The organism is Psychrobacter sp. PSP, from assembly GCF_024085615.1.
GTDB classification, from domain to species: domain Bacteria; phylum Pseudomonadota; class Gammaproteobacteria; order Pseudomonadales; family Moraxellaceae; genus Psychrobacter; species Psychrobacter pacificensis.
Genome location: NZ_JABLTF010000011.1, coordinates 19,886 through 40,569 on the forward strand (window position 1 = coordinate 19,886; position 20,684 = coordinate 40,569).

15 protein-coding genes are annotated in these 20,684 nt (G+C 39.3%); 13 read left to right on the plus strand and 2 right to left on the minus strand.

The annotated features are described in order from the left end of the window. Window positions 1–84: 84 nt before the first annotated feature. The 3 genes from HL061_RS02815 to HL061_RS02825 all read left to right on the plus strand — a co-directional run bounded on the left by HL061_RS02815 (window position 85) and on the right by HL061_RS02825 (window position 3,036). Window positions 85–1,104: an AraC family transcriptional regulator gene (locus tag HL061_RS02815; protein ID WP_252962493.1), complete on the plus strand. Its 1,020-nt coding sequence runs from the start codon at window positions 85–87 to the stop codon at window positions 1,102–1,104. An 810-nt stretch (window positions 1,105–1,914) separates the two neighbouring features. Further along, entirely contained in the window at window positions 1,915–2,400 is a 486-nt protein-coding gene (locus HL061_RS02820; protein ID WP_252962494.1) for a hypothetical protein, read from the plus strand. Between the two features lie 69 nt (window positions 2,401–2,469). Further along, the gene (locus HL061_RS02825; protein WP_252962495.1) at window positions 2,470–3,036 is read left to right on the plus strand and encodes a hypothetical protein; all 567 of its coding nucleotides are present in this window, start codon (window positions 2,470–2,472) and stop codon (window positions 3,034–3,036) included. A 478-nt stretch (window positions 3,037–3,514) separates the two neighbouring features. Here the strand turns inward: HL061_RS02825 and HL061_RS02830 are convergent, their stop codons facing one another. Continuing rightward, window positions 3,515–4,051: a hypothetical protein gene (locus tag HL061_RS02830; RefSeq protein WP_223334636.1), complete on the minus strand. Its 537-nt coding sequence runs from the start codon at window positions 4,049–4,051 to the stop codon at window positions 3,515–3,517. Window positions 4,052–4,217: 166 nt separating this feature from the next. Here HL061_RS02830 and HL061_RS02835 point away from each other — a divergent pair, with 166 nt between their 5' ends. The 9 genes from HL061_RS02835 (at window position 4,218) to HL061_RS14015 (ending at window position 19,397) form a co-directional block, all read left to right on the plus strand. Then, window positions 4,218–7,004, plus strand: coding sequence for a DNA methyltransferase (locus HL061_RS02835; protein ID WP_252962496.1), 2,787 nt, complete (start codon window positions 4,218–4,220; stop codon window positions 7,002–7,004). A 56-nt stretch (window positions 7,005–7,060) separates the two neighbouring features. After that, window positions 7,061–7,675, plus strand: a complete 615-nt coding sequence (locus HL061_RS02840) for a hypothetical protein (protein WP_252962497.1) — start codon at window positions 7,061–7,063, stop codon at window positions 7,673–7,675. A gap of 83 nt (window positions 7,676–7,758) precedes the next feature. Beyond that, window positions 7,759–9,960: a DNA helicase gene (locus tag HL061_RS02845; RefSeq protein ID WP_252962498.1), complete on the plus strand. Its 2,202-nt coding sequence runs from the start codon at window positions 7,759–7,761 to the stop codon at window positions 9,958–9,960. Next, window positions 9,914–11,305, plus strand: a complete 1,392-nt coding sequence (locus HL061_RS02850) for a GIY-YIG nuclease family protein (RefSeq protein WP_252962499.1) — start codon at window positions 9,914–9,916, stop codon at window positions 11,303–11,305. Before HL061_RS02845 ends, HL061_RS02850 begins: the two co-directional genes overlap by 47 nt. Before the next feature lie 308 nt (window positions 11,306–11,613). Next, the gene (locus HL061_RS02855) at window positions 11,614–13,074 is read left to right on the plus strand and encodes a DUF3375 domain-containing protein (protein ID WP_252962500.1); all 1,461 of its coding nucleotides are present in this window, start codon (window positions 11,614–11,616) and stop codon (window positions 13,072–13,074) included. Window positions 13,075–13,139: 65 nt separating this feature from the next. Next, window positions 13,140–14,117: a DUF4194 domain-containing protein gene (locus HL061_RS02860; RefSeq protein ID WP_252962501.1), complete on the plus strand. Its 978-nt coding sequence runs from the start codon at window positions 13,140–13,142 to the stop codon at window positions 14,115–14,117. An 11-nt stretch (window positions 14,118–14,128) separates the two neighbouring features. Next, a complete protein-coding gene (locus tag HL061_RS02865; protein WP_071001766.1) occupies window positions 14,129–17,518 on the plus strand; it encodes an ATP-binding protein in 3,390 nt (1,129 codons plus the stop codon). Continuing rightward, window positions 17,511–18,797: a DUF3322 and DUF2220 domain-containing protein gene (locus HL061_RS02870; protein ID WP_252962502.1), complete on the plus strand. Its 1,287-nt coding sequence runs from the start codon at window positions 17,511–17,513 to the stop codon at window positions 18,795–18,797. Before HL061_RS02865 ends, HL061_RS02870 begins: the two co-directional genes overlap by 8 nt. A gap of 381 nt (window positions 18,798–19,178) precedes the next feature. Then, window positions 19,179–19,397 carry a helix-turn-helix domain-containing protein gene (locus HL061_RS14015; RefSeq protein WP_156770958.1) on the plus strand — a complete coding sequence of 73 codons (219 nt, stop codon included), beginning with the start codon at window positions 19,179–19,181 and terminating at the stop codon, window positions 19,395–19,397. Between the two features lie 180 nt (window positions 19,398–19,577). Here the strand turns inward: HL061_RS14015 and HL061_RS02875 are convergent, their stop codons facing one another. Further along, complete coding sequence (locus HL061_RS02875) at window positions 19,578–20,207, minus strand: hypothetical protein (RefSeq protein ID WP_252962503.1); 630 nt, start codon at window positions 20,205–20,207, stop codon at window positions 19,578–19,580. Between the two features lie 315 nt (window positions 20,208–20,522). Between HL061_RS02875 and HL061_RS02880 the strand changes: the two genes are divergently transcribed. Next, window positions 20,523–20,684, plus strand: a 162-nt coding sequence (locus tag HL061_RS02880) for a transposase (protein WP_252962504.1), incomplete at its 3' end; no start/stop codon positions are given.

Genomic DNA, 20,684 nt, shown 5'->3' on the forward strand with positions numbered 1-20,684 from the left:
ACTTATCACTTCTTGACATTTTAGGACAAAAAATTGATTATATAGGACATTAAATTAACTACTTGAGACAAAATAGAGGGTGATATGGGTAGCTACATCAGAGCGGCAGGTCTAAACGGTTTTGAAGAATTGGTTCGCAGCTATGGAAAAGACCCTACAAATATCTTTGATAGGATAGGCTTAATACCTTCTGTGATACGCGAACCAAATTCTCTGATTGATCATGATAAATATATTAATTTATTAGAGCTGGCAGCGATTGTCTGTAACGAGGAATGTTTTGGTTTAAAGCTTGGCGCCAAGCAGAGTATCCAGACGATAGGGTTGATTGGCGTCTACATGTCTAAACAAACTGACATAGCCAAAGCATTACTTGTGGCACAAAAATATATTTATAGTCATGCTGAAAGTTTTGTTTTCCAGATCAATGAGGTCTCTGATAAATTATGCGAGCTTGATGTAGTGCGTCAAAATACACAGAACATAGATAGAGCACAGAAATCACAGCTATCTATATGCTTAATTTATAATATTTTAAAAGATTTAATTGGTCCAAAATGGCGTCCAGAAAAAGTAAGATTAAAACAAAATCCATCACCTCAATCAAAAAAGTTATTAACCCAAGTATTAGGATGCCCGGTCGAGTTCAATACCAAAAAGAATGCGATATATTTTTCTACTGTTTATTTAAGCTACAAACCGCACTACTTTGAAGATAATTTGGTGAATCAACTGATTGTGCAACAGCTAGAAAATGAAAACAGTACCTGTACTCATGATGATATATTTTTGATAGAAAGCTCTATGAAGATGCTACTAGCTACTGCTGATTGTAGTATGGCAAATGTTGCGTTATGCGTAGGACAGCATCCCAAAAAAGTCCAACGTCAACTGAAAAACGAAGGGACTACTTACAGAGACTTATTAGAGGAAGTGCGAAAAAAGGAAGCAGTGCGAATTATTAATACTGGCGACGTCAGCCTAACGGACGTGGCTTTTCAGCTGGGTTATGCTGAGCTGTCTGTTTTTAGCCGACAATTCAAAAGCTGGTTTGGTATTACGCCAACAGAATGGAAGGACAGCTCCAAGGTATTAGTAACATAGTTAATTATGGTTTAACTACCCATATGCGCTCCTAACTTAGTTGACCACTAGAGTTATGCCTGTTTTAATACATTAGCGATTTGGTTTTCGCTAAAACATGTCTTTTTCATAGGTGAATCATACTGCTAGCTTAGCAGTTAATCTCTATTTCTAGCTTCTATTATTTATATAGTGCATAGGGCTGGACTATGAAACTTAATTTTCTTATGTGACGCTATTAATGTCGAATTTTGATATAAGACGTTTTAGGTCTCAATCCCTGCCAAACACATAAAGAGACTCTAGCATACGAATGTACATACAAATCATCCTTAATAGGATTGACAAGTTTTTGCCTAACCTTAATTTTATTATTTTTCGTCATTTTTATAAAAATAGTGAATATAATTTATGTTATCCAGTAATAACGTAGGTGTTAAACGCTTTAGCGTTGTGGTGCTTAAAATTGGAGAATAGCTACTAGTTTTAGATATTTCAGATTATTTTAAACACAAAAAAACTTCTTAAAGCCACAATTGATATGGCTTTAAGAGGTCATTATTTTTTAGAATTTTACTAGATGATGAGCTCAAAGATGGGGTCTTGGGGTTTGGGTTTTTACTTTATTATTTTTGTTCTTAACCTCTTAAGCTCTGAAACCGACTAATAGCCTTAACTACTAAAAACGGGGATATGCATTAGGAATTCAAATTCGATTGGCAACCGTTCATCGGTTAGAAAAATAATCAGTATTTCAGACGCTATAATCAACTCATCAGCAAGGCTATCATTTACTTTGTCTGAAATTAAAAACCATAAAAGGATATAGTCATGAAGCTCAAAAAAACACTGATGGTTACTCCATTGTTATTACTTTCTATTAATGCTATTGCCGGCATGGGTGATATTAATGGTAACACCAAATGCACCATCGTTGACTCTATTAGTAAGAAGAAGGTTATTGCAAAGTCTTGTACTTACGATGGTGCAGTAGGAGGGAGCATGAGTTATGCCATTAGCCAACTAAATTTTAAACTGCCTAATGGTAGTACTTATCGTACCGTCAATAATGCTACGTTTGATTTTGATAAAAATGGAAACGTCCAAAATTTAAAAAAAAGTATCTCAGTCAATGGTAAAGCAGCTGAAATAATAAATTTACATCATAAGACATTTAAAAAAATTTCTGATAAAGAAATAGAAAGTCGCTATGAAAAGAAAAGTCCTAATTTTTCTGATGTTTTACAATGTTTCAAGTACATCAAAAAAGACACTGCTTTCTGCGTACCTTATGAATTTATTAGCAGCATCTCCTAATAATTATTCGGCTATAATGCGTTCTTTACTCTCTACTTTAACTACCTATATTTATCTACTGGAGCACTTATGAAATCCGTATCTATAACTTCTTTGGCCTTATTAACGACTGCATCTTTACTATCTACTATTACTCTAGCTGCTCCTAACTCTTCTAAAAGTGTCAGCAGCTATAAAAGTAATGATATGGTCCATGTATTTGGTTGGATGGAAGATGCTTGTTCTGGTGAAAAACCGCCTTATAAAAAGATTGCTGCTAAAGACACAGCATTTATAGAGAGTATTAGAGGTCAAAAGGCCTCTGGAGACTTTGTAAAGCCGAAGGCGAAATGGTTATCAGAATATCGAAATATGATAAAAGATGTAAAAATGAAGAAAGGTGAACCATACACTGAATATCGGGTTATTTTTAACAAAGGCGTTACCTATCGCGGTCAGCCTCTAGAGGAGTATAAATTCAGTTTTATACCTGAGTCATCAGGTGGTGAAAATGTTTTAAAGTTTGCACCGACTGCGACTATACCTACCATTATGCCGAACTTTCAAACTCGAACCATGGAATACTGGGGTGAGATGGAAAAAAGAGGGGCTACTTACAACCCTAAAAATAAAACCGTCACCTGTGAGTTTTGGTAAATAGATTTTTTGAGTAGTGACTTCTGCTGTCAAATCCGTAGACATTAGCTTGAGAGATTATAATTTTAAAAAATTTTGATCTGATGTTTATTTTTATTAAAGTATAGTTTTAAAACTAACATCGATAGCGAAGAATGGTTCAATGCTAGAGTGTAGTCGATACACTCTAAAAATGTCATAGCGCTACTGGGATGAATTTTGCGCAGCCTCTAGGAACGCAGCACGCAAGTAAAATTTATACCAGTAGCGCGTTTAAATCCATAACAGTTTTACATTCAGCTAACTATAGATCAAATATTAATTTAAACTATACCTTAGCAGATGGCACGTACCCCAAAACCATGGTGTTCAAAATATTAATAACATCTCCATATACCATTAATTTATTTACTCTGATAAGTCTAAAAACCCCTACATACTATTACTTGTATAGCATAGAAGGCTGAGGTATGAAATCCACTTTTCTCAGGTGATGTTGTTAATATTGGGGTTTGCTTTGATACAGATCGACTGTACCTTTCTCACCCTCAGAATGATTCATTTCCATTTCAGGATATAGTCGTCTAGTCAGCTCATAAATCTCATCCTCTGCCTTCATCCCTCGCTTATCAGGGTTTGGATAAGCCGCAGCAGTAAGTATCAATCGGGGTAGCTCTAAGTGATGAGAAAACATCCTTGCAAGCTCTTTTCTTAAAAAATCAAGCCAAAACGACACCGTCTGTGCAGGCGTGTGTGGATCTGGCGTACTATAAGTAAATAAATCTGCGTTAAGACAGTAGTCCATGCGAAAAGCAACCGCCATACGATCATGCAACCACTGCAAAGTTCTATGATCAAAACTATTCAGCTCATCTCGCAAGTCACTAAGTTCTGTACGGACATCAACCACCCTTTCGGCATGGCGATGCTTATCGATAGCAAAGTCAATGATGATTCGTAATGCTTCTCCGTAGCTGTCATGCTGGATCATTCCTATACGAATAGAATCTCCTTGAAACTCAGTACCCACTATCATCGTTAATCCCTGTTGATAAACTTGTAGCGTATTAAATTAATAAGCAATAAAACACTATATCCACCCTATTTTTCAGAACACTTAAGCCTTCAAATACGATAAGATAGCGCTATAATTGCACATTAGCCTGCTAATTTATACCCGTAATTCATCGAAAGAGACCTCCATGGCATTTAACCAAACCCAGTTTTTTGAAGATTTAGACAAATTAACCACCAAAGTCATTGATAAGAATAAAAAAGACGACTTTATCTTTGATTTTCTAAAGCTACTCGATGTCTCGAAAACCACGATAACGGCACTTAAAAAGAACGATAGCCGTTTTAACGTTGCCGCCAACCCTGAAGCTGGTGAGGTTGCTAATAAGCATCGCATCTACTTCAAGCCTGTCGCTGAAGGCCAAGACCTTGCTAAAACCCTAAGTGAGGTGATAAGCAGTCCAATCATTAATCAGCACAAAATCCGTATGGTAATGGTGACAGACTTCAATACAGTACTGATTAACGACACTAAGTATGATGAGACGCTTGACTGCGATTTTGCTGATCTTTATAAGAACTACCACTTTTTATTGCCACTTGCCGGCCTAGAGCGTGCGCGTGAGTACTCAGAGCACCCAGCCGATGTGCAGGCGTCAGAGAAAATGGGGCGTTTGTTTGATCATATTCGTAAGCTCAACGAGTTTAATACTGCTGATGACTTACATGCGCTTAATATATTTTTGACGAGACTACTGTTCTGCTTTTATGCCGAAGATACGGGTATCTTTAAGCCAGATCAGTTCCATGATGTGATCGATGGCACTACCAATATAGACGGTAGCGATGTCGATAGCGTCTTATATGAGCTGTTTGACATTCTCAACTTACCTGAGTCTAGCACCGAGCGCGATGCCAAGCCCACTCACCTAAGTGCATTCCCCTATGTGAACGGTAGCTTATTTGAATATCCCTTTGCCATCCCGGAGTTTGATGCACGCACCCGCCGTATCTTGTTAGAGTGCGCACGTTTGAGCTGGGCCGAGATTAACCCCGATATTTTTGGCTCCATGTTTCAAGCGGTGATTGACCCTGAGCAGCGTGGCAGCTTAGGACAGCATTACACCAGCGTCAGCAATATCATGAAGGTCATACAGCCATTATTCTTAGATGAGCTACATGAAGAGCTAGATACAGTCATAGCATTGAGTCATGACAATCGCCATAAGAATAATAAAGCCGAACGTTTAGATGCCCTACTTAAGCGTATCAGCCAAATCAAAATATTTGACCCAGCGTGCGGGTCAGGCAACTTTTTGATCATTGCTTATAAGGAACTGCGTAAACTAGAAATCGATATATTAAAGGCACAACGCGATTTACTAGGCTCTAATGACAATCTATTAGGTCTAGGCTTTGATAGTGTGGTGAGCTTGGATAATTTATACGGTATCGAGTATGACGACTTTGCCAGTCAAATTGCGCGTTTGTCACTCTGGCTTGCTGAGCATCAAATGAATGTGCTGTGCAAGCAGGAGTTCGGTGTATCCCAGCCAATGCTGCCGCTGAAAGACAGTGGGCATATTGTGTATGGCAATAGCTTACGGTTGGACTGGAATGAGGTCTGTCCAAATAACGGCAGTGATGAGATTTATATTATTGGCAACCCACCATTTAAAGGGAATGTAAAAAGACCTGAAAGTATGAATCAAGATATGGCTATTGTCTTCAAAGGTTTTAAGAAGTATAAAACCTTAGATTATGTCACCTCTTGGTTTTGGCGTGGTGCTGACTATATTAAAAATAGTTCTGCTAAACTTGCATTCGTTGCTACAAATTCAGTAGTGCAAGGTGAACAGGTAGCAATGCTCTTTCCATATATATTCGACCTAGGTATTACAATTAAGTTTGCTTACCAAACATTCATTTGGAAAAATAATGCGAAAGATAATGCAAATGTTCATGTAGTTATCATAGGACTCTCAACAAACAATAATGAAAGTAAAGATATTTACATAAATATTAAGGGTAATACTAGTAGAAAAACAGTTAAAAACATCACTCCTTATTTGTTTGAGGGAGGCAATATAGCGATTTCTAGACGTAGTAAGCCACTATGCTCTGTTCCTCCAATTTCTAAAGGCAATATGCCTTATGACGATGGAAATTTATTATTAAATAGTGAAGAAAAAAATGAGTTGATTCTCAAAAGTCCTGAAGCAAGTCAATGGTTAAGAAAAGTCGTTGGTTCTGATGAGTATCTAAATGGTAAAGATAGATGGTGTTTATGGTTAAAGGATATAGATCAAAATGAAATAAACTCTATTTCTTTGATAAAAGAAAGAGTAGAAAAAGTACGGGAATACCGTTTAGATTGTGATGATGAAAGCGCGAATAAACTAGCAGAAAAGCCTCACCTGTTTAGAGAAACAAAAAATCCAAATCAAGCTATTCTAATACCTAGTGTAAGTTCAGAGCGTAGAAGATACGTACCTATAGGCTTTATAGATGAGCAAACAATAGCTACAAATTTAGTTCAGATTATAACTAATAGCTCTTTATATGATTTTGGGATATTAACTTCGATTATTCATAACGACTGGATGCGCCTAGTTGCTGGCCGCCTAAAAAGCGACTATAGATACTCAGGTACCATCGTCTACAACACCTTCCCATTTCCTGATGTAACTGATGAGCAGAAACAGCACATTAAAAATCTCGCGGAAGAAATCCTACTTGCCCGCGCCAGCAATGCTGGCATGACTCTAGCAGAGCTATACGATCCCGATAAGATGCCTGATGATTTAAAGCAGGCGCATAGCACGCTCGACGATGCGGTGGACAAGCTGTATCGCCCACAAGGGTTTGCCAATACCGAAGAGCGCTTGGCGCATTTGCTGGCTCGTTATGAGCAGCTTATCGAAGCGGAAAAACAGAGCAAAGCTAAAAAGAAAGCCCAAAAGACAGGTAAGTAGCGTCCTTTAGTATTTATGCAAAACAACTTTAAACCCTTTATAAAGAGCGTTTCATTATGGTATCCAAAATCTTATCAAGCGCAGCAATTGCTGCCCTACTCATGTTTTCTGCAGGTCAAGCATCAGCTGCATCGCAAAGTGATCTCATATCGCTAAAAGGCAAAAATGGTCAAGATCTTCCTGAAGGCGATATGTTTATATTGTTTGCATGGATGGAGGATGGCTGTATCGGTGATGGGCCCATTTATAGCTCTATCAATGAACATCATAATAAATTCATTGATAGATCGATGAAAATGAAGACGCTTGCAGAACCGAATGCAAATGGTGATATTTATGAATTTTCTATAGCTCCGCGCTCTCAATGGGCCCCTGGTTATAGCCCGCTGATGAAGGATATTAGCATTCATACTAATTATGAATATACCGAATACCATATTAAATTTGCAGATGGTGTCAAATACCGCGAACAACCTATAACAGAGTATCAATATAAGTTTAGACCTGAGTCAGAAGGTGGTGCACATGTCCTGAAGTTTGCCAAGAATGCAGACATGCAAAGCGTGTGGAAGCATTTCAAAACACGTCAGACATCACACTGGATGGACGGTGTCTTTGATCAAAAGGCTGAGTTTGATCGTAATGATAATACGATAACTTGTGTCTATTAACTTCACACTATTGCTATGACAAATGAGCTTTATTGTTACGACGCTACAGCCTTACAAGCATCTCTACCTATAATGAATCGACTATGACTGCCACTGTTAATATCCTAAATCAAAATTACGCCCGCACGGGTCAAAGTAAACAGAACAACGAGCTTGGCATGCGCGAAATGCAGGCGCGTGCATTCGAGAAGCGTAATAGCCAGTATTTGCTGATTAAGTCGCCGCCGGCCTCTGGTAAGTCACGTGCCATGATGTTTTTGGCATTGGATAAACTTATCAACCAAGGTATCAAAAAGGTCATTATTGCCGTCCCAGAGATGAGTATCGGTAAATCCTTTAAATCAACGCCGCTGAGCGACTTTGGATTCTTTGCCGATTGGGAGGTGGCAGACCGCTATAACTTATGCTTAAGTCTCGCTCAAAGTGATACACGTAAGACTGCGATATTCTCAGAGTTTATTAGCCAAGATGTAGATGACAGCGCCCTACCCCAAGTATTAGTCTGCACCCATCATAGCTTTCGATATGGTTTTGACAAAGTGATTGAAGATGGCGGCAGTATTGAGCTATTTAACGATGTGCTGATCGGTATTGATGAGTTCCATCACGTGTCAGCGGATGACTCTAATCGCTTGGGTGCCATACTAGATGGCATTATGACACAGACTAGCGCGCATATTGTGGCAATGACGGGTTCATATTTCCGTGGTGACTCAGTGCCCATCTTGTCAGATAGCGACGAAGAGAAGTTCGATAAGGTAACTTACACCTACTACGAACAGCTGAATGGTTATGAATACTTAAAATCATTAGGGCTCGGCTATCACTTTTATAAAAAATCATTTTTTGATGCCTTAGATGAATGCTTGGACACCAGTAAGAAGACCATCATTCACATTCCTAACGTCAACAGTCTCACTGCTGAGACAGACAAGTATGAGACCGTTGGCCGTATCATAGATGTCATTGGTGAAGTTGAGTCTCGCGATGAAGAGACTGGGGTCATCACCGTACGCGCACATGACGGTAAGCAATTGCTACTCGCAGACCTAGTGACTGATGACGCTATGCGGGCGAACACTCAGGCTTATTTAGCTGATATTACCTCTCGCGATCAGATGGATATCATTATTGCTCTTGGCATGGCAAAAGAAGGCTTTGACTGGGAGTATTGCGAACATGTATTGACCATTGGCTATCGAGGCTCGCTGACTGAAGTGGTGCAGATTATTGGCCGCTCAACACGCGATAGCAAGGGCAAACACCATGCTCAATTTACTAACCTAATCGCTGAACCAGAAGCAGATAAGTCTGAGGTGACAAGCTCTGTTAATGACTTATTAAAAGCCATTACTTTATCGCTACTGATGGAGCAAGTGCTCAAACCTAACATCAACTTTAAACGTCGTAGTGAGCTGGATATATTAGGCAAGGCCGACTTGCCGGCAGGTACCATTATCATTGACGATACAGTAAACCCGCCCTCCGATCGAGTCATGAAGATACTCAACCAAGACCGTGATGAGATATTGGCGCAGTTAGCCCAAAATACAGAGAACATAAAAAAGTATATCGCTGCTGAGACCAATAACGTAGAAACAGAAGCCGTATCAGATTCCGTCATCCCTAGTATTATTCGTAGTAAATACCCAGCGCTGGAAACCAATGAGGTACGGCAAGTACAAGAAGGTGTCATGCAGTATATGGCTATTAACCGCCAAGGTGGCGTGGTTGAAGGTAAGGATATTCCTGAGGATGCGGTCATCGAAAATGAGCGTTTTTTTATTAAGCAAGGCACTGAATATGTCGATATCGCCACTCTAAACGCTGAACGGAAAGGTCAGCTCAATGAAAGTGACATTATTAAAGAGCGCCACCTGCCAGCTGACGCAAAAATTTACAACCCTAACACCAAATCAAGCAGCAGTAATGACTCGAACCCTAGCAACGGCTTTGTGAAGGTTGGTAGTAAATTTGTCAACGTGAACAACCTTTCTATCGATCTTGTGCGCTCCGTCAACCCCTTTCATGATGCGTATGAAGTTCTCTCTAGGACAGTGGACAAAGAAGTCTTGCAAACCATTAATGACGTTGTGCATGCCAGCCGTTCTACTGTTACTGAGGAAGAAGCGGTTCTGATGTGGCCAAAGATCGTTGCATTTATGAAAAATAGAAATCGTCAACCTAGTAAAAACTCAGAGGACGCTATCGAGCGACGTATGGCTGAGGTTATCACTTATGTCAGAAACCAAAAAGCAAAACGAGAAGCCAATAGTCATGATTAAACTCGATGAGATCTATCAAAGTCGTGAGTACAAAACGCTAGACGATATTTTTATCAATGACAGTACTGGCCTACTTGATGATGTTAAGCCTACTACCAAAAGCACAGATACTAATAGTGTTTTAGCGCAGCAGTTTAACGACATAAACAATTTTATTGATAAGCATGGACGCCGTCCCAGTAGCAGTGCCAACGATATTAATGAAAAGATACAAGCTCGCCTGTTAGCGACTATACAAACCAACCACGCAGACTCGCAAGAACTGCTAGCTTTAGATAGACATGGTTTATTAACTGCTCAAAGTACGGCCGCTACCCTATCTGACGACAAACCGACACTCTCAGACAAAAGTATAAGTCATAAGAATAATGAGTCTGAAAAGACAAATAGCGCTGGCACTGAAAAAGCTGAGCCGGTAGTTGAGGCTATTAGCGAGCTTCCTGTTATTAATAGTCTAGATGATATTTTCAACAGTGATGACCTAGGACTTTTTGACAATATTCACTCTGAAATCTTAGTCAATGACCATCAGAGCAATACACGTGCCAGCTACGATCAATATAATGACGAAGATATAGCCAGTCGGTTTGAATGTAAGGACTTTTATAAATTTGAAGCAACCTTTGAGCGCATATCTAAAGCCATTCAAACGGGTGCTTTTACTAAAACTAACTTTTCATCAGTGAAAGATATCAATATTGGCAGCGTATTTGTTTTAAACGGCATGCTTTGCTATGTGGCTAATATTTATAAAGCAGAGGCCAGAAAGAATACCCGTAGCCAAGAGAGATTACGCTTAATATTCTCTAATGGTACAGAGTCCAATATGCTCACACATTCATTGGCTACTGCTCAATATAAATACGAAAACAGCTACCAGTTATTAATCACTGATCCTGACTGGATGGACGATGAGCTCGCCAAAAACTTTGGGGACGAGCGACAACTTACCGGTGTCATTTATGTTGCTAAGCTGGCTGAGACCCCAAGTGATTTAGCGCACTATAAACATCTGCACAAAATTGGCTTCTCAACCCTTACAGGAGAAGCGCGTACTAAACACTCGATTAGGGATACCGCTTTCTTGCAACAGCCCGTAGATATCATAGCTGAATGGCAAGTCTATGATGCCAATGCTCGTAGTGTGGAAAGGGTCTTGCATGCCTTCTTCTATGATCAAAGAGTCAAAGTATCTTCAAAAGCAGCAGATAATAATCTTTACAAGGCGACAGAGTGGTTCAATGTTCCCCTTGATGAGATTGAAAAAGCCATTAACTTAGTTATCGCCGGGGACATTAAAAACTATCGCATGGATGGTGCGGCTGGCAAGGTGGTTATGAAGTGATGGGCGCTTGCAGCATTAACTTATATCCATATGTTTAAAAGTTATCAGATGTGATTACCTATAATATTACGGGTCTATAAATAGTATTTATAGAAATACTGATTATCAACCACAATATGAAAATACTATGGTGATAATTCATCTAAGCCTGTTTATATAAAGCTAGCACTACAACTTGCTAATCATAATATTTGTCAGGTGGCTTTGTGAAAATCGGGGTTTGATAATAATAAAAATAGACTGACAAGCATATTTGCCATATTAAATAAATTTGGGGTTAATTTCCTCTATCCGATAAGGAGTCTATTGTGAGTTTTCAAGGTCTATCTGCTAAGTATCGGCGCTTATATCAAGAGCATGCAGGATGGCGATTGATGCGAGCAGACAATGCACCGCACATAATGGCGTTTATCTCTGATCTATTCAGTGAACGTAGCGAAGTGCCCTATAACCGAGCTAAATTACTATTAGAGGCGCAAATTGAACACAGTCGTAATCTTGGTATTTGGGAAACCCAAACCAACGCTACTACTTACCTTAATCAATGGATAGCTCAGGGCTGGCTTCGTGAACTTGATGATCTATTGACCAAAACTGATGCAACAGAAATGGTGATACGCTTTTGTCATGGGCTAGAAGAACGTAGTATTGGTGTCAGTGCCTCACACTTGCGTATCGTACAAGAAGCTGTTCGAGATTTTGTGGTCGTTACCAATGAAGATACTGATAGCCGAGTTAAGTTACTTGAAGAAAAAAAAGCAGCCATTCAGCGTCAAATAGACGATTTGCAGGCAGGTGTGGTACATACGTTGAGCGACAATGAACAGCGTGAATATATCCGTGAAATATACCAGCTTGCGTCACAACTCACCGGTGATTTTAGGCTATTAGAAGAACAAATACGTAAACTTGATAAAGACGTTCGCATACAGATGATCGACGACGCTACTTCAAGAGGCAATCTGCTAAATGAAGTTATGAAACAAGAAAATGTGTTATCAGAGACCGAAGCTGGCAGTGCTTTTGAAGGTTTTTTTCAACTATTATGTGATTATAACCGTGTCACAGAGTTTCGTGAGCAATTGCAGTATGTCTTACAAACACCAGCAGCAAAGCATTTAAGCTTACATCAACGTCAGTTTTTAGCAGATTTGATAGCAGAACTGAGCCGTGAGAGCGAAAGAGTACTTCGCATTCGCAGACGTACCGAACAAGAATTAAGAGCCTATATTGAAAGTGGCGCAATGAGCGAAAACCGTACCGTAGGCAAACTCATCAACAAGCTTGAGCAGTTGGCGGTAATCTTACGTAATGAAGAGTGCAACTTAAAATCAAACACCTCATTGTCATTGTCTGTGGGTAAGATTGAGTTGTCATCTCCAGACTCAATCAGACTAAAACAACCCGATGAGCAGCTACAAATGGGCCTCACAACACCTCATATTAATAGCCGTGAGCCAAGCGTCAAGATGCTTGCGAGTCTAAACTCAGTTAAAGTGCAAGAAGTGGCCATAAAAGTAAAGTCTATGCTCATGCAAAACAGTCCACAAACCATTTCTCAGCTTATTCATCAACTACCCATTAGTGAAGGGCTTGAAGAATTAGTTGCTTACATTCGTATTGCCCGTGCTGTAAAAGCTACTGAGCTTGCATCAGTGGAGGAAGTTATCATCAATGACCATCAAGGCAATATGTTACGTGCCAGCATACCAACAATGCTACTAACGCCTTCTTTATTCCCTGAAAATATTGAAGACTTATCGCTGTAACCATACCTTCTAATAAGACTAATTATAAAAGACTAATGACAACGGACTGAATATAGAGGATTAGAATGAGTGTATCCAATCATTTTTTTGACATGGTAATTGGTACCAACAGTGACACTGCCGTTAGTAGTAATCACGATAAGGCATCTACATCAACCAATGAGAACGAAACTATTAGTCCTGATAGCGAAAGTGTTAACGATGAGTCTGCGATTAAAAATACTATGCTAGACCCTATGCCTGGCGATGCCAGTCGCGTCTTAGTACATATCATGCGCCATGGGGTTATTTTTCATGCGCAAAAACCTAATTTATATCATTCATTATGCCGATATCAGTCGATGATTCAGCGCCATTTGTCTGAGGTCTACTTAACCTTAGTTTTAGATGAGCGACAAGGTATTGCTTTTATTGCTCGTTCTGATAGTGAGACTGCAGGCAACAGCCAAGATAGCTTTGATTCAGCAAGTACAAGCAACCCTAAAGACCTGTTAGCAGATGAGCTTATAGATAGTAATGATGATGAGCACACTCACTCGCTGATTAGCAAACGCACACTGAGCTTATATGACACCTTGATATTGTTAATGTTGCGAAAATATTATCAAGAGCGCGAAACCAGTGGTGAACAAAAAATCATCATCGACATTGAACGCCTGTCATCGCTACTCATCCCTTTTTTACCATTAACTGATCATACCAGCCGAGATCTTAAAAAATTGAGCGCGCGACTCAAAGAGCTTAGCCGTCGCCATTTATTAAGTAGCATTCGCGGCAATGATGATCGTTACGAGATAACGCCTTTGATTCGTTATGTGGTCAGTGCTGATTTTTTAGAGAGTATGCTGGGTGAATATCTGCGCTTGGCACAAGGTACAACAAATACAGAATTAGAGTCACCTACTTTTGAAAATGACGATTTCGAAGATAAAAAATATTCTCAAGATGACTCCTTAAACAATCAATCTACAAACAAAGTAAAACCCGAAAAAACTTCCAATAATCAATCTATAGATAATCAGTCCGATTTATTTGGCGAATGAGGATGAATATAATGCAACAATCATCAAATGACGCGACTCTGAACATCACGCCACTTAGCCAAATACGCTTAGCCAAACTGTCTGTATTTAATTGGGGGTCATTCCATGGGTTACATACGGCAAATATCGACGTGGAAGGAACCCTCATCACAGGAGATAATGGCTCAGGAAAGTCCACCTTAATTGATGGATTAATGGCACTGCTCATGCCTGCTGGCAGAGCGACTTTTAATGTCGCAGCAGCACAAAATGACAAAAGTGACCGCTCACTAATCAGCTACATGCGTGGCAGTTTTGGCTCAGCGCACGATGGTATCAACACTAAGGTAAAAAGTAAGCGCGATAAAGGTGTTATTACAGGACTATCTGCTGAATATCTCAGTGACGATGGTCAAAAAATGACTTTATTGGCACTATTTTGGACGACTGTCGCTAGTAACTCGTTAAGTGATGTGAAAAGACTGTATGTAGTCGCTCAAAAACAGTTGCCACTGTCAGAGGTCTTAGATCAGTTTGCTCAAGGCAATGTCCGTAAATTAAAACAATGGTTAAGCATGCAGCCAGAAGTAACTTGCTGTGATGATAATTTTGGCGACTATCAAGAGCTGTACCGACGCATGCTCTATATGGACAACCCAAACGCGCCGGCCCTTCTCTCGCGAGCGCTGGGTCTAAAAAAGATTGATGACTTAACTGAGCTGATTCGTACGCTGGTACTTGAGCCAAGTGGCGTTCGTGATGACGCCAAAGAGATTGTGAAAGAATTCGGTGACTTGGTTGCCATTCATACTCGCCTGCAAGATGCCAAAGAGCAAGTTACCCACCTTGAACGCTTACCAAAGCTTGCTGATGATATCGTAAAAACACAATTAGTTATTAATGACACTTCTAAGCAAAAACAAGCGCTGCCGATCTATTTTGCTCAGTGCTACGCCAAACTATATCAGCAAAAGCAACAGCAGTTGTCACAACAGCTAGAGCAATTAGAGCGCGATCTTGCGCAAATCGAACAACAAGAGCGTGATGCTACTGAAACAGTAAACCGCTGCCGTGATGAATATATGAACCTCGGCGGCAATCGCATTGATAGCCTAAAAAAAGACATCCAAGCTACTAAAGATACCCTTAACCGCACCAATGCGAACGCCTCTCGTTACCAAATACTATGCCGTAACCTAAGTATTAAAACCACTTTAGATGAGCAGACTTTTCACAGCAATATTACTCAAGCCAATAATATTCAAGAGCATCTCGCTGAGCAAGAAGCAGACCGTGAACGTGAATTTGGTGACTGCGCCATTGCTTTAAATGAAACTGAGGAACACCATCGAGAGCTATCAAATGAGATTGAAGCACTTAAAAGCCAACCTAACTCAAATATTCCACCGAAGTTTAACCAACTAAAAGACGCAATTTCCCGTAGTTTAGGCATTGATCCTAATACACTCATGTATATCGGTGAATTGGTCGATATAGAAGAAGATGAACAAGATTGGCAAGGCGCTATCGAGCGAGCACTTGGAGGATTAAAAACCACATTACTTGTACCAAAAGAGTATTACTCGCTTGTTACTAAATGGCTTAATAGCCAGCACACAGGATTACATGTCCGTGTACAAGTAGTATTGGATAATCAACAAGCTAAGAGCCATACTGCATTTAAAGCTGACGGTTTTTTATGTAAGCTAAAATGGCGTACTCACTCTTATCGTGACTGGCTCAAAACATTTTTATCTCGTTATGATTTGCTGTGTGTGGCTAACACCGAACAGCTCGACCGCACTGCTTTTTCAATGACTCGGCAAGGATTAATTCATAAAGAAAAAGGCCGCTTTGATAAAAAAGACTTGCAGAGTATTAATGATAGGCGTCATTGGCAACTGGGCTTTAGCAACAAAAACAAGCTCGCATTGCTGCAAGTAGAAATAGAGCAGCTCAAAACAAAGCTGCAAGAAGATAGTAAACACTGGAAAGATGCACGCGCAGCCATGCGTAGTGTCAGTGAGCAAATATCCTCATGGAAGAAGTTAGAGGAATTTGAATGGTCACAAATCAATGTACCGTATTGGCAACAAAGACTGGAGCATGAGGAACATGAGCTAAGCGCTATTGAAAACGCCCAAGGCGATTTAAAACAAGCTAAAGTACGCTTTGATAATGCTGAAGAAGCTTTATCTAAAGTCGCTCAAGATAAAAAAGAGAAGGTGCGTCAAAACGGTGCAAAAGAGCAAGAGTTATCATCTGTGCAAAAGGAGCTTGATAGATCTAAGAGATTAGCTGAAGTAGAGTTAGATGAGCAGGTAAAACAGCAGCTAAAGGCGTTGGTTGGTAATATCGAGCTTGACAATTCTAGCTATCAAACGCAAATAACCAAACAGCTTGAAGAAAAAATAAACGAAAACCAAAGTAGGCTCAACAAATATACTCATACAGCTATCGGCATTATGAGTAGCTATAAATCAAAACCACAATGGCAGGCTTATACGGTTGAATGGGAAACAGGGCTGAATGGTATGGATGACTATATCGCCCATTTGAACCAATTAAGCAATGAGGGATTACCTGAGTTACTGGATGAATTTAAAAAACGCTTAAACAAACATGCCACTCAATCGCTGGCACGTCTAAGTAATCACTTATCTATGGTGCATGACGATATTCGTCGGCGTATTGGACATATCAATGAGGTATTAAAGAAAACTGAGTTTAGGCAAGACTCTCATCTTAAGCTCAGTTTAAAACGTGAAAACTTCTTGCATGTACAAACCTTTAACCAAAAACTCAATCAGGCCCTCTCTGCGGTGAACGACGATAACCATACAAGAAGGTTTTACCTACTTAAAGAGGTCATCGACATATTGGATAAAGCTACTAGCTCCACTTCGAGTACTACCCTTGAAAGTTTACGTTTATTAGACCCTCGCTATCAGCTGGCATTTTTTGCTGAAGAAATTGATAACGATACACAAGAGGTCTTGGACGTGCTCAGCTCATCAAGTGGCAAATCGGGCGGCGAAAAAGAATCTTTTGCGGGTATGATTGTTGCAGCAAGCCTCGCTTATGTGTTAACGCCCGATGGCTGTGATATGCCAATATATAGTACTGTGTTTCTGGACGAAGCTTTTTCAAATACTGCCGAACAAGTTAGTCGCCGCGTACTAAAAGTATTCAAAAAGCTAAACATTCATGTCAACTTAATCACCCCATTTAAGAACCTAAATTTGGCACGTGAATCTGCCAGAAGCTTACTGATTGCTGAGCGTAACCAAGAACATCATGAAAGCCGATTATGCGAAGTTACTTGGAAAGAAGTGGATAACATCCTGGCAAAGAATAAGCTTGAACAGTTCTCCCAAGACAACCAAGAAATTGCAGAATTAGGTATTGAGCTTCATGACTAAAGAGATGATAACTACAGAAACACCAAATTGGGGTTTGATGCCTGCAGCAGTCATCACACAACTAAAAAAGCGAGAGTGGGACAATCTACCACGCCTTAAAGCCCGTTTAAAAAATGAAAGAGCCTTCCCTATTGTCATAAGCCTAAAGCCTCCCAAAACAGGTAATGAATTACTCAACCATACACTGCATTTCCACGAATTTGTGCAAGCGTGGCGTAATTTTGCTTTCGCTGATATGGTGCAATGGCAGCATAATAGCTTTCGACATTTTTCTGAACAGACCCTTCCTATCACTTTAACTATTCCTAATATTCAAGCACTGTCTGAAATATTAGGCGCATCGGCACGCCAGCAGCTTAAAGACTGGCAAAAAAAACTAAGCTACCTTCATACCGAAATCGCTAAAGGCATGACAATGTCATCTGCTAACAGTACAAATAAGATTGCAGATAGCTGGCACGAGAATTTATTTTTTGCTCTCATTGATATGTTAGAAGTTGTTGATAACTTGAGTGCTGATGATCTAAAGTTACTGGTCGCGCTTATACCGCAATTAAAAAAAGGAATGGGTGCCGGGCTATACTTGCGCGCTTTGCCAGTATGTTACGTTGATACCAAGTTTATAGAAACCTATCACAAGCTTATCGAGACCTTATTGGAAGCTTTTTATCCTGGGCAAATCAAAGAACAAGGCTTAGCTTATTGGCTCGGATGCTTGGATAAGCCTAAAGGCTGGTTAATGGTACGACCTTTGTGCCCTGATACAAGATATGCTTTATCTGGCTTGCCTATTTTAAGATTACCGATACATGTTCTACATAGCCAAGCGCTGCCTGCTAAACATATTTTAGTCGTAGAAAATGAGCAATCTTGCTTAGCACTCTCAGAAACAGAAAATACTATTGCAGTTGCAGGTGGTGGTAAAAATATTAATTGGATGAATGCTGGCTGGTTACAGAAAAAGACAGTAGCGTACTGGGGCGATATTGACTCTGAAGGTTTAATGATATTAAGCCGCGCCAGAGAATACTGTCCAAAGTTGACCGCTATCATGATGGACGACCAAACGATAAAACAGTTTATCAATCGTATGGTAGATGAGCCGGACTCTATAAATCATGAGCCAACACACTTAACTCATGACGAGTTAACATTATTTACAGAATTGCGCCGAGGAATATATGGCTTTAAGAGATTAGAACAAGAAAGACTTCCAAGCGAATATATTAAACAAGCATTGGAAAAGTGGCTCGATAAGCCTACTCCATATTCTTCATAATTGCTATTTAGCTTAAAAGATCAATTATTTGAGATTTCGCTACGATTGATAATATCTTTGCTAATTTATTTCCTTATCGTAGTTATGTCTCAAAATACTTAGCCTCTAAAACTACTGAAGTTACTCATACTGATCTACTCTCCCCGTAGCAATTTTTTATTTTTAGAAATTGTAACTGATATGTAAGTTTAAAAGTAAACATAAGCAAAAATTAGAGTTTTTGCTTATATCCACACTTTATAGTAGTTTTTTTTCATTGCTATTTATATTTATTTAATTCTAATCATTGTATTGTTGAATGACATTAACAAAGATGAAGATTTAACTATGTATATTAAGAAAAAGAAATGGGCTGATTACACACATGATGAGCTCACATTAATGAAAGAAACTGTAGCGAATGCATCTGCTGACACTCCATTTTCGCCTGAGTACGCAGCGGCCTATCTAAACAAATCCGTGAACACTCTGCAGTATATGCGCTGTCATAAGTCTGATGCAATAACGTACAGTAAAACTGGTGGCCACATTGTATATCGGCGTAAGAATTTGGATGCTTATCTGGATAAATGTGAGAAAAAATGTACATCTAATTTTTGATTAGTGACAATAGTTACTCTTTAGCTCTTTCATGAATAAACTCATATTTCATAAACTTATTTTAAGGTTAGAAATAGGCATATAAAAAAGCTACTTACATTTAAGTAGCTTTTTTATTTCAAGTCAGAGAGCCACACTAACTACAGTAACGTTTAATTAATTGTAAATAACTTATAAAAATCAAGTTGTAAAGAAAAAATCCTCACCGACCAACTCACCATCCTCTAGGTAATATACACCCGAAATATTTAACCTTTTTTCAGTTGATTTGGTACCTCCGTACATCGCAATCTTCTCTGAAAGTATTGTCCAGATCACTCTACATCCAGTGCTTTTTTGCAGCTCTTCTAATGCGTCCTTTTTCACCATTAGGTTGTTACCAGATTCATTACCATAAAAAGAAGCGTCGAACATCACTAATTCATCATGCTTATCAACCCATGAACCAGAGAACTTATCATTTTTTAGACTCAAAGTTTCGAATAATAATCTAGCAGGTGCACTGATGTTATAGCCTAAATCACGATTTTTTATCCCTTCTGAAATATGACTTTCTGAACAAACGTAAACTTCACCTAAACTATCTTCATCTGAACCAACTCGGCGTTCATATATGTTTTGCCACCCAGAATTACCATAATATTCATTATCATAGATTTCAAGTAAAGGTGACCAGTAATACTCTAAGTTGAATATATCGTTATACCTCTCTACAGACTCAGGCATCCATCGACCCATAAAGTTTTTATTCTGTATATTTGATACGACCAGATCAAAGTCTTCATTTTTTACCAAATATGCGTTGATCATATACCATACACGTTGATATGAGCCAGAATGGTCACCATCACCTAACTTCTTATTAGGCTCAAATTCAATATGCCTATCTAGGGATAACCAGTCTTCGTTCTGAAAATGGTTTAAGATGACTTCTTTTGAATCAATTAAATCATTTTTTGAAACTACCCAATTTTCAAAATCATCACTCCACCCATTGTAATTAGGGGGAGTTATAAGACGGATGTTAGTTGAATCAGGAGGTATGAATGTAGGGTCAATATGAGCTATGCTGAAGAAACCGTAGAGGTAAACTTGGTAAACTAAGCGTATTAATCGGAGTTTACCATGACCAAGAAAGTAAGAACCTACAGTGACGAATTTAAAGCAGAAGCCGTTAAGAAGATAGCAGACAATAACGGTAATGTTTCAGCCACAGCCAAGCAACTTGGCATAGCGATGCAAACGTTATCGAACTGGCAGAACAAAGCCAATCAAGGCAAGCTTATT